At 67.9% G+C, this 13,572-nt stretch carries 9 protein-coding genes and 1 tRNA gene; 6 read left to right on the top strand and 4 right to left on the bottom strand.

From position 1 onward, the window contains the following. The first annotated feature begins 16 nt into the window (after nt 1-16). From mutM to mutY, 3 genes are all read left to right on the top strand, one after another. Nucleotides 17-856, top strand: a complete 840-nt coding sequence (gene mutM, locus QZW52_RS07250) for a bifunctional DNA-formamidopyrimidine glycosylase/DNA-(apurinic or apyrimidinic site) lyase (RefSeq protein ID WP_293996799.1) — start codon at nt 17-19, stop codon at nt 854-856. Nucleotides 857-926: 70 nt separating this feature from the next. Further along, on the top strand, nt 927-3,017 hold the full coding sequence (locus tag QZW52_RS07255) for a dynamin family protein (protein ID WP_293996801.1): 2,091 nt from the start codon (nt 927-929) through the stop codon (nt 3,015-3,017). Further along, nucleotides 3,014-4,057 (top strand): A/G-specific adenine glycosylase, encoded by a 1,044-nt coding sequence (gene mutY / locus QZW52_RS07260; protein WP_293996803.1) that lies wholly within the window; start codon nt 3,014-3,016, stop codon nt 4,055-4,057. Before QZW52_RS07255 ends, mutY begins: the two co-directional genes overlap by 4 nt. Here the strand turns inward: mutY and QZW52_RS07265 are convergent. Genes QZW52_RS07265 through QZW52_RS07280 form a run of 4 tightly spaced genes read right to left on the bottom strand, consistent with a single transcriptional unit; the run spans nt 4,047 to nt 8,255 of the window. Next, complete coding sequence (locus QZW52_RS07265) at nt 4,047-4,715, bottom strand: LON peptidase substrate-binding domain-containing protein (protein ID WP_293996805.1); 669 nt, start codon at nt 4,713-4,715, stop codon at nt 4,047-4,049. The two genes, mutY and QZW52_RS07265, sit on opposite strands and share 11 nt — an antisense overlap. Then, entirely contained in the window at nt 4,712-5,644 is a 933-nt protein-coding gene (gene rapZ, locus QZW52_RS07270; protein WP_293996807.1) for an RNase adapter RapZ, read from the bottom strand. Before rapZ ends, QZW52_RS07265 begins: the two co-directional genes overlap by 4 nt. Before the next feature lie 2 nt (nt 5,645-5,646). Beyond that, entirely contained in the window at nt 5,647-7,365 is a 1,719-nt protein-coding gene (gene recN, locus QZW52_RS07275; RefSeq protein ID WP_293996809.1) for a DNA repair protein RecN, read from the bottom strand. Further along, complete coding sequence (locus QZW52_RS07280) at nt 7,365-8,255, bottom strand: NAD kinase (protein ID WP_293996811.1); 891 nt, start codon at nt 8,253-8,255, stop codon at nt 7,365-7,367. Before QZW52_RS07280 ends, recN begins: the two co-directional genes overlap by 1 nt. Nucleotides 8,256-8,338: 83 nt before the next feature. On the opposite strand from QZW52_RS07280, the gene hrcA reads away from it, so the two are divergent. The 3 genes from hrcA (at nt 8,339) to QZW52_RS07295 (ending at nt 13,429) form a co-directional block, all read left to right on the top strand. After that, nucleotides 8,339-9,364: a heat-inducible transcriptional repressor HrcA gene (gene hrcA / locus QZW52_RS07285; RefSeq protein ID WP_293996813.1), complete on the top strand. Its 1,026-nt coding sequence runs from the start codon at nt 8,339-8,341 to the stop codon at nt 9,362-9,364. A gap of 49 nt (nt 9,365-9,413) precedes the next feature. Then, nucleotides 9,414-9,491 (top strand) — tRNA-Ile (locus QZW52_RS07290). A 71-nt stretch (nt 9,492-9,562) separates the two neighbouring features. Continuing rightward, nucleotides 9,563-13,429: an Eco57I restriction-modification methylase domain-containing protein gene (locus QZW52_RS07295; RefSeq protein WP_293996815.1), complete on the top strand. Its 3,867-nt coding sequence runs from the start codon at nt 9,563-9,565 to the stop codon at nt 13,427-13,429. Nucleotides 13,430-13,572 lie beyond the last annotated feature (143 nt).

Consider the following 13,572-nt stretch of genomic DNA (forward strand, 5'->3'; position numbering starts at 1 on the left):
CTCCGATAATGCCGACATGCCTGAATTACCCGAAGTCGAAGTCACCCGCCTGAGCCTGACGCACCGCATCGAGGGCGCCTGCGTGCGCGCCTGCCGCCTGGGCAAGCCGCTGCGCTGGCCGCTGGGCGTGGCACCGGAGCACCTCGTCGGGCGCGTGGTCGGGCCGCTGCAGCGCCGGGGCAAGTACCTCTGGATGCCCCTGCACGCGAGGGGGCGGGCGGGGAGTCCGGCAGGCGGCTTGCTGCTGCACCTGGGCATGTCCGGCTCGCTGCGGTTCGAGTCCACCTTGCCGCCACCCGGCCCGCATGACCATTTCGCGCTGGAGACCGACCAGGGCCTGCTGCGGCTGAACGACCCGCGCCGCTTCGGCGCCGTGGTCTGGTCGGACGGGCTGGACTGCGCGCCGGCCGCGACGCTGCTGGCGCGGCTGGGCGTCGAGCCATTGGAGCGGGCGTTCTCGGCCTCGGTGCTGCACGAAGGCTTGCGCGGGCGGCGCGTGGCCATCAAGCAGGCGCTGCTGGCGGGCACCGTGGTGGTGGGCGTGGGCAACATCTACTGCTCCGAGGCACTGTTCGAGGCGGGCATCGACCCCGAGACCCCCGCGCAGCAGCTCGACCCCGCCCAGTGCGAGCGGCTGGTCACGGCGGTCCAGGACGTGCTGCGCCGCGCCCTGAACGCCGGTGGCTCGACGCTGCGCAACTTTCGCGACGCCCACGGCATGGGCGGTGCCTTCCAGTCGATGGCGCGCGTGTACGACCGCGCCGGCCAGCCCTGCCTGCGTTGCACCACGCCGATCCGGCGCACCGTGCAAGGGCAACGGGCGACCTACTTCTGTCCCGTCTGCCAGCGCCGCTGAGCGTCGCGGACGGAGGCGCTGCGCTACCATGCCCGCTGACCTTTCAGCGGACGCAAGCACCGGCACAGCGATGAGCGAGCACTCCCACGATCTGACCAGCACCACGCCGACCCCGGTCGAATCCGTTCTCGCCGAAGCGAGCAGCGATTCGGTCCAGGAGCCGTTTGTCCGCAGTCTCGACGCGCTGGGCGTCTGGCGTGTCACGCTGGAAGAGCGGGTGCGCGATCTGGTGCGCTTTCTGCGCGAACAGAGCCTGCTGGACGAAGGGGCGGGCGACCTGCTCGACTCGCTGCGCCAGCGGTTGGCGGGCGAAAAGCTGGTGGTGGCCTTTGTCGCCGAGTTCTCGCGCGGCAAGTCCGAGCTGATCAACGCCATCTTCTTCGCCGACGCCGGCCGGCGCATCATGCCGGCCTCGCCGGGGCGCACGACGATGTGCCCGGTCGAGCTGGGCTGGGATCCCGAAGACCCGCCGGGCCTGTCGCTGCTGCCGATCGAGACGCGGCTGGATGGGGCCTCGCTGGCCGAGTTGCGCGGGCAGCCGCGGGCCTGGCGCCGCGAACCCATCGACGTGTCCGATCCCGCCTCGTTCGCCAACGCGCTCAACGCCGTCAAGGGTGTCCGCGCTGCCACCGTGGACGAGGCCCGCCAGCTCGGTTTCTGGGACGACGAACACCCGGCCGACAACCCGCCCATGCTCGACGACGGGCAGGTCGAGATTCCGCTGTGGCGCCACGCGGTCATCAACGTGCCGCACCCGCTGCTCAAGCGCGGGCTGGTCGTGCTCGACACCCCCGGCCTGAACGCGATCGGCGCGGAGCCGGAGCTGACCGTCGGGCTGCTGCCGAGCGCGCACGTCGTCGTCTTCGTGCTGGGCGCGGACACGGGCGTCACCAAATCCGACCTGGAAATCTGGCGCGACCACCTCGCCTCGCAGGCGCTGACACGCTACGTGGTGCTCAACAAGATCGATGCGCTGGTCGATCCGCTGTCGTCCACCGAAGAGAACGAGGCGCAGATCACCCAGCAGTGTGTCCAGGTGGCGCGCACGCTGGACATGCCGATGGCGCGGGTGTTCCCGATCTCCGCCCGGCAGGCACTGGAGGCGCGGGTCGAGGGCAATGCGCAACTGCTCGCCGACAGCCGCCTGCTGGCGCTGGAGCAGGCGCTCGCCCAGCAGTTGCTGCCGCAGCGCCGTGCCGTGTTCGAGCAGCTCACGCTGGAGGCGCTGGCGGTGGTCCAGCAGCAGACCTCGCGCAACCTCACCGACTTGCGCCGCCACCTGTCCGAGCAGTTGCACGAGCTGCGCGGCCTGCGCGGGCGCAGCAGCGGCAAGGTGGCGCTGATGCTGCAGCGTGTCGGCGCCGAGACGACCGAATTCGAGCAATGCACGACCCAGATCCAGGCGCTGCGCACGGTGCATTCGCGCACGCTGCGCAACGTGCTGAACGGGCTGTCGGGCGAGCCGCTGCGCACGCTGGTGGACGGGATGGTGCGCTCGATCCGCGAGTCTTTCCTCCGGCTCGGCGCGCGGCGTTCGTTCGTGCAGCTCTTCGCCGATCTGCGGGTGGCACTGGACACGGCGCAGAAGGAGGCGCAAGACCTGCGCGACCTGCTCGCCGGCTCGTTCGGCAAGCTCAATTCCGAGTACGGCTTCAGCCTGTCCACGCCGTCGGCGCCGGAGCTGTCGCGCTTCCGCGATGACCTGGCGCTGATCGAGCGCAACTACGTGCAGTACCTCGGTCTGAGCCAGGCGATGCGGCTCGCGCAACCGCGGTTCCTGGAGCAGTTCCGCCGCATGCTGATGTCGCGGCTGCGGGTGGTGTTCGAGAGCGCGGCCAGCGAGATCGAGCTGTGGAGCCGCACCACCTCGGCGCAAGTCGATGCCCAGCTCCGCGAGCGCCGCAAGGCGTTCAAGCGCCGCCGCGAATCGCTGGAGCGCATCCGCACGGCGGCCAGCGATCTGGAGGCACGCCTGCTGGAGATCGAGGCGCAGGACCAGCGGCTGGCGTCGATCGAGGTGCGGCTGCACGCGCTGTTCGAGCGCACCCGCCGTGCCGCGACCCGCCACGAGATGGGCCTGTCGAGCGACTTCAGCCCCTTCCAGGCGTCGATTCCCAGCGCCTTGCCGCTGCCCGCTGCCCCGGTGCCTACCTCGGCATGAGCCAGCTCGCCGACGCGCTGGTGGCGTGGCAGCGCACCCACGGCCGCCACGCCTTGCCCTGGCAGAACACCCGCGACCCCTACCGCGTCTGGCTGTCGGAAATCATGCTGCAGCAGACGCAGGTGGCGGCGGTGCTGCGCTACTACGACCGCTTCCTGGCGCGTTTCCCCGATGTCGCCACGCTGGCCGCGGCGCCGCTGGACGACGTGCTGGCGCTGTGGAGCGGGCTGGGTTACTACAGCCGCGCCCGCAACCTGCACCGCTGCGCGCAGGCGGTGGTGGCCGAACATGGCGGCGTGTTCCCGCCGAGTGCCGCGGTGCTGGCGGAGCTGTCGGGCATCGGGCGTTCGACGGCGGCGGCGATCGCGGCGTTCTGCCACGAGGAGCGGGTCTCCATCCTCGATGGCAATGTCAAGCGCGTGCTGAGCCGCGCGCTGGCGTTTGACGGTGATCTGGCCCAGCAGGCGCAGGAACGTGCCCTGTGGCAGCGTGCCACCGACCTGCTGCCTGCCGACCGCACCGACATGCCCGCCTACACGCAGGGGCTTATGGACCTCGGCGCCACGGTCTGCGCGCGCAGCAAACCCGATTGCCTGCTCTGCCCGCTGTCGGGGCTGTGCGCGGCGCGTGCGTCGGGCCGGATGACCGACTACCCGGTGCGGACCCGCAAGCTCAAGCGTTCGCGCCGCGAGAACTGGTGCCTGTGGCTGCAGACCGCCGATGCGGTGTGGCTGCAGCAGCGGCCGGACAGCGGCATCTGGGCGGGGCTGTGGTCGCTGCCGATGTTCGACGATGCCGAGGCGCTGCAGGCGGCGGTGGAGGCCAACGGAGGGAGCGGCGCGAACGTGGTGGCACTGCCCGGTTTTGTCCACGTCCTCACCCACCTCGACTGGACGCTGCACCCGCGCCGGCTGGACCTGACCCGACCCGCGGCAGAGGCGCTCGCCGCCGGTCTGGGGGCGGGCCGCTGGTGGCCGCTCGACCGGCTCGACACGATCGGGCTGCCCGCGCCGTTCAGCCGGCTGCTGCTCAGTCGCTGACGATGCCGTGGCGGCGCAGGAAGCCGTCCACCAGTTGCAGCCGCGCGTGCGGGTCCGGCAGCATCATCAGCTTGTGGCGCGTCGGCAGCGGGATCGGCAGGATCTCGCACCAGCGGTTGGCCACCCAGCCCGCGTCGTCCAGCCCGTAGGGCGTGAGGAACGGCACCTGATCGCGGCCCTGCAGCGTCTCGATCGCCCGCTGCAGCGCGGCCACGCTGGCCTGGAATTCCGGCTTCGGCGGCTCGGCCAGATCGGCAGGTTGCAGCACGGCGTCCGCGCGCCACAGGCCGTCGGGCGCCTGGCGGATCTGCGACACCGTGAAGCGTTGCAGACCCCGGCAGCGCACCTGCAGGATGCCGGCCTGCGGACTGTCGCAGTCGATCAGCTCGGCCAGACAGCCCGCGTGCTCGAACCGCACGGTCTCGTCGCCGGACGCCGCCACCCGCACCTCCGCCCCTTGCTGCAGCGCCACGATGCCGAAGGGCTGGCCGGTGCGCAGGCAGTGGGTCACCAGGTCGAGGTAGCGCGTCTCGAAGATCTTCAGCGGCAGCAGCCCGCCAGGGAACAGCACCGTGCCCAGCGGAAACAGCGGCAGGTGCGGCAGCAGGTCGCCGAAGGCGCCCCGCACCGTGGATTCAGGGGCGGGGCGCTGGGTCATGCGTGGGCCGCCGCAGCTTCGCGGGCCTCGATTTCGCGGTGGCGGATCAGCGTCGGGATGCGGTCGCGGAAGCGTGCAGCAAGCTGCTCCGCCGAGTACACCGAGCGGTGTTGCCCACCGGTGCAGCCGATCGCCACCGTCAGGTAGCTGCGCTGGTCCTGCTCGTAGGCGGGCAGCCAGCGGGCGAGAAACCCTTCGATCTGCGCCAGCATCTCGGCGACTTCGGGCTGGGCGCGCAGGAAATCGATCACCCCGGCATCGCGGCCGTTGAGCGCCCGCAGCTCGCGCACGTAATGCGGATTCGGCAGCACGCGCAGGTCGAACACCAGATCCGCATCCCGCGGCACGCCATGCTTGAATGCAAACGACTCGAACACCAGCGTCAGCGACGACTGCGCCGCCCCCACGAGCTGGCGCACCCAGGAGCGCAGTTGCGTCGGGCGCAGGTCGCTGGTGTCGATCACGGTGCTGATCTCGCGCAGCAGGGTGAGCATCTCGCGCTCGCGTTCGATGGCTTCGCCGAGGGCGGTGCGGGAGTGACCGTGGTCGTCGTCCTCCGCGGACAAGGGGTGGCGGCGGCGTGTTTCGGAGAAGCGCCGCACCAGCGTCTCGGTGCGCGAGTCCAGGAAGATCGGCAGCACCGGCGTGCCCTCGCGCCGCAGGGCGTCGATCACCGGCAGCAGCTTGGGCAGCGACGACGCGGTGCGGACATCCGCCGCGATCGCCAGCCGCCGGGTCGGGAACTTGCGCTCCAGGCGGATGAAGTCGTGCAGCAGCTCGGGCGGCAGGTTGTCCACGCAGAAGTAGCCCGCGTCCTCCAGCGCATTGAGCGCCACGGACTTGCCCGAGCCGGAAATGCCCGAGATCAGGACCACGGGTTGGGTTTTCTCCGGCGCGGGTGCGGCCGTGCTGCTGTCGTTGGGGTGCATGGTCAGGGAACGCGGTTGGTCTGGAGAGGCGGAAACTGGGAGCGGGAGTCCACGGCGGCGAGCATCTCACGGGCGTGCGCCTGTCCGGCGTCCGAACGGGCTTGTCCACCCAGCATGCGGGCGATTTCACCGATGCGTTCCGCCGGATCGAGGGTGCGGATGTCGCTGCGGGTGCGGCCGGCCTCGCTGGCCTTGCTGACCAGCAGGTGCGTGTCGGCGCAGGCGGCGACCTGCGGCAGGTGGGTCACGGCCAGCACCTGCCGCTCGCTGCCCAGCCGGCGCATCAGCCGCCCCACCGTGTCCGCCACCGCGCCGCCCACGCCCGAGTCCACCTCGTCGAAGATCAGCGTGGCCGCGCCCGTGCCGCGCGCCTGGCGCTGCTGGCTGGTGGTGACGGCGATCGCCAGGGCGATGCGCGAGAGTTCACCGCCCGAGGCCACCTTGCCCAGTGGCCGGGGCGTGCTGCCCGCGTGGCCGGCGACGAGAAACTCGGCCGACTCCAGCCCGTGCGACTGCGGCTCCGGCAGCGGCTCCAGCGCGATCTCGAAGCGCCCGCCGGCCATGCCCAGCGCCTGCATCGCGGTGGTGACGGCGGCGGCCAGCGTCGGGGCGGCCCGGTGGCGCGCGGCCGACACCCGGCTGGCAGCGGCCAGATAGCGCTGCCACGCGGCTTCGGTCTGCTGCTGCAGTGCGTCGAGGTCGGCGGTGGCGTCGATTTCCTGGAGCTGCGCGCGCCACTGCGCCAGCACGGCGGGCAGCTCCTCCGGCATCCGGCGGTAGCGCCGCGCCAGCCCGACCCAGGCCGACAGCCGGGCGTCGAGTTCGCCGAGGCGGTCGGGGTCGAGTTCGGTGCGGCGCAGCAGGGCGTTGAGACTGTGGGCGGCGTCGGAGAGTTGCGCGTGGGCGCTTTGCAGCACCTCGATGACTTCCTGCAACTCGGGCGCGTAACCGCTGACCTCGCCGAGGGTGCCGAGTGCGCGGTCGGTGAGCGATGCGGCGTTCTGCTCGCCGTCGCTGGTCGCCTCGATCGCCGACCGCAGCGCGTCGAGGATGGCCTGCGCGTGCGCCAGCCGCTGGTGCTCGGTGTTCAGCTCGCTCCACTCGTGTTCGCCGGGCGCCAGCTTGTCCACTTCGCCGATCTGCCACGCCAGCCGCTCGCGTTCCAGTGCCCGCTCCGCCCCTTGCTGGCGGGCGGTGTCGAGCCTGGCTTGCTGCGTGCGCCACTGCTGCCAAGCGTCGGCGAGGTGGCGGGTGTCGATCGCGGCGTAGTCGTCGAGCAGGGCGCGCACCGAGGCGGGCCGGGTCAGGCTCTGCCAGGCGTGCTGGCCGTGGATGTCCACCAGGTGTTCGCCGACCTCCTTGAGCTGGCCGACCGTCGCCGGGCTGCCGTTGATCCAGGCGCGGCTCTTGCCCTGCGCGTCCACCGTGCGGCGCAGCAGCAGGGTGGTCGGCGCGTCGTCCTGGGCCTCGAAGCCGGCCTCGTCGAGCCAGTGGGTCAGCGCCGCGGGAATCGGCTCGAACTCGGCGCCGATCTCCGCCCGCGGTTCGCCTTCGCGGACCACGCCCGCATCACCACGGCCGCCGAGCGCCAGTTGCAGCGCGTCGATGAGGATGGACTTGCCGGCGCCGGTCTCGCCGGTCAGCACCGCGAAGCCCGGTTGAAACTCCACCTCCAGCCGGCTCACGATCACGAAGTGGCGCAGGGACAGCCGTCGCAGCATCAGGTGCTCCCGTCGCCGGAGACGACACCTTCGTTCCAGTGCAGCTTGTGGCGCAGCGTGGCGTAGTAGTTCCAGCCGCGCGGGTGCAGAAAGCGCACGCGGTGTTCCGAGCGTTTCACGACGATGCGGTCTCCGCGCAGCAGGCTGGCCAGCGACTGCATGTCGAAGTTCACCGACGGCTCGCGGGCCGAGACGATCTCGATGCGGATCTCGGCGGCGTCCGGCAGCACGATGGGCCGGTTCGAGAGCATGTGCGGCGCGATCGGCACCATCAGGCAACCCGCCACACCGGGGTGCAGGATCGGCCCGCCCGCGGACAGCGCATACGCCGTCGAGCCGGTGGGCGAGGCCACGATCAGGCCGTCGGCGCGGAAGTTGGCGACGAACTGGCCGTCCACCTCGACGCGCAGCTCCAGCATCGAGCTGGTGCCGCTGCGCAGGACCACGTCGTTCATCGCCACGGCGCTGTAGATCGCCTCGCCCTCGCGCACCACACAGCCGTCGAGCATGGCGCGGTGTTCTTCTTCGTAGTCCCCCGCCAGCATGGCCCGCAGCGCCTGCGACACGCGGGCCACGGGGATGTCGGTGATGAAGCCCAGCCGGCCCTGGTTGATGCCCACCATCGGCACGCCGTAGCGGGCGAGCGTGCGGGCGATGCCGAGCATGGTGCCGTCGCCGCCGACGACGACGGCGAGGTCGCAGTGCTGGCCCAACTCGTCGGGGGAGAGCATGGGGTAGCCGGTCAGGCCGGTGTTCCGGGCGGTGTCGGCCTCGATCGACACCTCCAGCCCGCGCCGGGTTAGGAGGTGGGCGATCTCTTCCAGCAGCGGGCGCATCCCCTGGGCCTGGTACTTGCCGATGAGCGCGGCGTGTCGGAATCGGCTGGTCATGCAGAAATTACACCACAGGCGTTTGGCGACTCCCCGTGGGCCAAACCCGCCGGGGTACGCCTGCGAACTCTACAATCGTTTGCATGATGGATGACCGCGCGAAGATGCTGTTGAAGACGCTTGTCGAGCGGTATATCGCCGACGGGCAACCCGTGGGGTCTCGCACCTTGTCGAAGACCGCGGGGCTGGAGCTGTCGCCCGCCACGATCCGCAACGTGATGGCCGATCTGGAGGAGCTGGGCCTGATCGCCAGCCCGCACACCTCCGCCGGGCGCATCCCCACGGCGCGCGGCTACCGCGTCTTCGTGGACACGATGCTCACCTCGCGCCCGGCCCACCGCTTCGAGGATTCGTCGATGGCGCCGCTGATCGAGCCGCTGCAGCCCGACCAGCCCAAGCGCGTGATCGCCAGCGCGGCGCACCTGCTGTCGAACCTGTCGAGCTTCGTCGGCGTCATCACCGCGCCGCGCAAGACCAGCGTGTTCCGCCACATGGAGTTCCTGCGGCTGGGCGAGCGGCGGGTGCTGCTGATCCTGGTGGCGCCGGACGGCGACGTGCAGAACCGCGTGCTCTTCACCGTGCATGACTACACCCAGGGCCAGCTCGTCGAGGCCACCAACTACCTCAATGCCCACTACGCCGGGTTGTCGATCGAGGCGGTGCGCGAGCGGCTCAAGGGCGAGGTGGATGCGCTGCGCAGCGAGATTGCGGTGCTGATGCAGGCGGCGGTGCAAGCCGGGAGCGACGCGGCCAACGACGACGACGCGCAGGTGGTCATCTCGGGCGAGCGCAAGATGCTGGCCGTCAGCGACTTCGGCGGCGACCTGGGTTCGCTGCGCAAGATGTTCGACCTGTTCGAGCACAAGACGCAGCTCATGCGGCTGCTGGACGGATCGAGCCGCGCCGAGGGGGTGCGGATCTACATCGGCGGCGAGAGCGGCGTGGTGCCGATCAGCGAGCTGTCGGTGGTGTCGGCGCCCTACGAGGTCGATGGGCAGGTGGTCGGCACGCTGGGCGTCATCGGCCCGACGCGGATGGCCTACGACCGGATGATCCAGATCGTGGACATCACCTCCAGGCTGGTGGGCAATGCGCTGAGCCAGAAGTGAAGGAGCGAACGGGGCGGCAAAAGCCCTACAATCGCGGTCCTTCCCCAGGGGGCCGCTAGCTCATGTTGGTTAGAGCAGCAGACTCATAATCTGTTGGTGCCGTGTTCGACTCACGGGCGGCCTACCAGTCCCTCCAGCACTTGTCACGTACTTGTGCTTGTACCTGCCCCCGCGACAGGTCCGGAAAGCTGATTGCCCATGTCCCGCGATCTGTTCCCCAGCCCCTGGCTTGTCAACACGCTGCTGGACGAGGGCTTCGTCTCCCAGCAGCGCAGCGCGCTGGGCAAGTCACCAATCCCGCATGACCTGGTCCAGTGGCTGGAGCGGCATTTCGATGCTGACGTGCTGTCCAGGTGCAGCGAGGCCCAGCTAGAGGACAAATTCATCGGCCCGCTGCTGACCCAGTTGGGCTGGACCACGGTGGCGCAGCAAAGCCTGACCGTGCAGGGCAAGCTCGCCAAGCCCGACTGGTGTCTGGTGCTGCAGCCCGGCCAGGACGACGCCCTCATTGCCAGCAAGGACCACACGCGCATCCAGGCGATCTGTGAGTCCAAGGCATGGGGCAAGACGCTGGACACTGGCAAGGCCAGCCGCGAGCACAACCCCCACCACCAACTGCAGGACTATCTCAGCACCTTGCGGGTGCGTTTCGGCTTCCTGACCAACGGCCATCTCTGGCGCGTCTACGACACCGACAAGATCACGGCCAGGAAGACCTTCATCCAGTTCGACTTGCGCACGATGCTGGCGCTGGAGGCGGGTGCCGAAAGGACCGAGGCGCTGGCCTTGTTCGCCTTTTTCTTTGGGCGCGATACCTATGTGCCGCCAGCGGTCGCGGGGCAACCCAGCGCCATCGAGCAGGCCCTTGCCGCCTCCGCCGATTTCACGCTCGACGTGGAAGAAAACCTCAAGGCGGTGATCTACGGCTATGCGGGCGAGGATTCCCTGTTTGAACGCATGGGCCGTGCCATCCACCGCGCCAGCCCCGAGGCGGACATGGCCAGCGTGTACGAGAACAGCGTGGTGCTGCTGTTCCGCCTGCTGTTTGTCGTCTACTTTGAAGACAAGAACCGCGACCTGCTGGCCCGCCATCCGTTCTATGGCCGCTACAGCCTGGAGCAGATCTTTCGCAGCCTGCCGGAACAATCCGGCGTCAGCAGCACGCTGCACGACGGCGTCTACGCGCTGAAGCATTTGTTCGAGATCATCGACGAAGGTGCCGAAGACATCGACATCCCGCTCTTCAATGGCGGCTTGTTCGATCCCCAGCGTGCGCCGCTGCTGCTGCGGCCCAAGATTTTCGACAACGCCACGTTGCGGCAGATCTTTGAAAAACTGCTGTACAAGACCAACCGCGGCACGACCTTGTTCGATACGCGACGCGATTTCAAGAACATGAGCGTCACCCACCTCGGGCGCATCTACGAAGGCTTGCTGGAATTCCGTTTCGAGAAGGCGGCCGAAAGCGCCGTCTACCTCGAATATGAAAGTGCGGCCACCAGGGGGAAATCCATCGAGGCGTACTTTGATGCCTACGACACCGCGCTCATCCGCAAGGAAAAGGGCTTCCGGGCGTTGCGCGAAGTCAGCGTGAAAAAAGGCGACGTTTACCTCAAGAGCGCCAGCAATTCCAGAAAAACATCCGCCAGCTACTACACGCCGACTTCGCTGTCCGAGCCGCTGGTCAAGGCCAGTGTGGACCGTGCGCTGTCGGCTGCCGGCGTGCAGGCGCAGGGCAAAGCCTTGATGGACCTGAAGATTCTGGACAACGCCTGCGGCAGCGGCCATTTTCTGGTGGAGGCGCTGAATTATCTGACCGACCTGGCCCTGGCCCGGCTCGATACGGATGCCGACCTGCAGCAACTGGTGACGCAGGAGAACGCCAAGATTGCCGAACAATTGAAGTTCCTGAACATCGACTACGCGCCCGACGACGCGCAAATCCTCAAGCGCGCGCTTCTCAAGCGGTGCATCTTTGGCGTGGACCTGAATCCGTTTGCCGTGGAGTTGGCGCGTCTGAGCTTGTGGATGGACAGTTTCATCTTCGGCACGCCGCTGTCGTTCATCGAGCACCACGTCCAGCATGGCAACGCCCTGATGGGGTCCAGCGTGCAGGAGTTCATCGCCTACAACGCGACCGAGGCCCAGCAAAACGACCTGTTCGTGGACAACCTGAGCGCCCGTTTCGATGAACTGCACACCGTCATGCAGGCACTCGGCGCCATGCGCGACACCACGGCCGCAGAGGTGGCGCAGTCCAAGCAGTTGTGGAAGGACGCGATTGCGCCCAAGCTCAACCTGCTGTCGCGGGCGCTGAGCTTCCTCTGCACGCGCCGGGCCATGCTGGCGGAGGGGGACGCCAACGCCTGCGAGGCGCTGAGCAAGACGCCCAATCTCGTCAACGCGCTGTTCGATGCGTCCAGGGGCGGGGCTGCTGCGCTCCGGCAGGTCGAAGCCTATGCGCGCAAATACCGCTTCTTCCATTACGAAGTGGCGTTTCCCGAAGCCTTCGCCGGTGCCCGCAAGGGTTTCGACATCATTGTGGGCAACCCGCCCTGGGATAAAACCAAGTTTTCGGACACGGATTTTTTTCCGCAATACCACAGTAATTATCGGAGTTTGAAGAATACCGAGAAGGCGGCCGTGCAGGCGCGTTTGCTGGAGAGTGGTCACATCGCTGCGGTCTACCGGGATACGATCGCTTCCCAAGACGCTGCCAACGCGTATTACAAGGACAAGAAGGTCTTTCCATTGAACAAGGGCGCGGGCGACGGCAACCTGTTCCGGTTGTTTGTCGAGCGTAACCTGGGGCTGCTGTGTGATGGGGGTAATCTGAGTTATGTGCTGCCCAGCGCGCTGATGTTCGAAGAGGGTTCGACCGGGCTGAGAAAACACATTTTCTCGAACTGCCGGATGGTGTTCTTCTACAGCTTCGAGAACCGAAAACCCATCTTCCCGGACGTGGACTCGCGCTACAAGTTCGCGTTGATGCAGTTGGTCAACACGCCGCCTGTGGTTGAAGACGCCGAAGATCAACCCATCGACACGGCGTTCTACCTGCTGGATGCGGCCGACTTGCTGCGGCCGGAGGTGCATGTGGCTTATCCGCTGGCGACCGTCAAGGCGCTGTCGCCCGAGCAATGGGCCTTGATGGAACTGAGCGACAAGACCGACCTGCCCATCTTGCAGAAGTGCTACGGCGCCTTCCCCGCGTTGTCCGCCGACTGGCTCGATTTCCGTCGCGAGCTGCACATGACCGATGACAAGGACTTGTTCATCGAGAAGCCGGCGTTCGGATTGCTGCCGCTGTACGAGGGCAAGATGGTCTGGCAGTACAGCCATGTCTTCGACGGGCCGCAATACTGGCTGGATCGACCGGCGTTCGACGAGCGGCTGCGCAAGAAGGAATTGCACCGCATGGCCCAGGACTTGGCCTGCCCGAAGGCTGCCGTGGCGCAGCATGCCGGCGCGGTTCGCTATGACCGTGCATCCGTTCGATTGGCCTTCCGCGAGATTGCCCGAGACACGGATGAGCGGACGCTGATTTTCGGCCTGCTTCCGAAGGATTGCGGTCTGGGGCACACACTGTTTGCCAATGCAGGCAAGACCTACTGGGCGGACGAGGCTGGCGCCGTTCAGGCCGAGTTTGTCTCGCCGCTGCGCTTGCTGTTTGCGCTCGCTTGGTTCAACAGCCTGCCCGCCGACTGGCTGGCGCGGTTCATGGTGCAGATCCATGTCAGCTTGACCTATCTGTACCGGTTGCCCATCCCGCAACCCAGCGATGCGGACATCCGTGCCAACGCCGACTACGCACAGCTTGCGAAGAACGCCTTGTTGTTGACCTTGGCCGCGGGCTGGGATGACTTTGCCGAGTTGGCGCCGCTGTTCGGTGTCGAACGCAAGGATGTTCCTCTCACCGCCAAGGCCAGGGACACGCTGCGGGTGCAGAACGACAAGACCGTGGCCCGGCTGTACGGCCTCACCGACGCCGAATTCGCCCACCTGCTGCGCAGCTTCAAGGGGATGGCGACGAAGCGGCCGGAGTACGTGGCGCTGCTGCAGTAGCCACCGGGCGGCCGCACCTGGCTGACCCGGACGAAGCGACAAGCCCCGGGGTTCAGCCCGGGGTCGAGCGTTCAAGCCGGAACGGCTTGTCAAGCGACATGTATGGAAATACAGTTGTCGGATGGAAGCCGTGAAGACCCTCA

The sequence above is a fragment of the Sphaerotilus sp. genome, assembly GCF_013299175.1.
Taxonomy (GTDB): Bacteria; Pseudomonadota; Gammaproteobacteria; order Burkholderiales; family Burkholderiaceae_C; genus Sphaerotilus.

Bases quoted from the DNA above. Each gene is read 5' to 3' on its own strand.
- QZW52_RS07265 (WP_293996805.1), bottom strand. From the start codon at position 4,715: ATGACCCAGCGCCCCGCCCCTGAATCCACGGTGCGGGGCGCCTTCGGC.
- QZW52_RS07255 (WP_293996801.1), top strand. From the start codon at position 927: ATGAGCGAGCACTCCCACGATCTGACCAGCACCACGCCGACCCCGGTC.
- QZW52_RS07295 (WP_293996815.1), top strand. From the start codon at position 9,563: ATGTCCCGCGATCTGTTCCCCAGCCCCTGGCTTGTCAACACGCTGCTG.
- mutY (WP_293996803.1), top strand. From the start codon at position 3,014: ATGAGCCAGCTCGCCGACGCGCTGGTGGCGTGGCAGCGCACCCACGGC.
- rapZ (WP_293996807.1), bottom strand. From the start codon at position 5,644: ATGCACCCCAACGACAGCAGCACGGCCGCACCCGCGCCGGAGAAAACC.
- recN (WP_293996809.1), bottom strand. From the start codon at position 7,365: ATGCTGCGACGGCTGTCCCTGCGCCACTTCGTGATCGTGAGCCGGCTG.
- hrcA (WP_293996813.1), top strand. From the start codon at position 8,339: ATGATGGATGACCGCGCGAAGATGCTGTTGAAGACGCTTGTCGAGCGG.
- mutM (WP_293996799.1), top strand. From the start codon at position 17: ATGCCTGAATTACCCGAAGTCGAAGTCACCCGCCTGAGCCTGACGCAC.
- QZW52_RS07280 (WP_293996811.1), bottom strand. From the start codon at position 8,255: ATGACCAGCCGATTCCGACACGCCGCGCTCATCGGCAAGTACCAGGCC.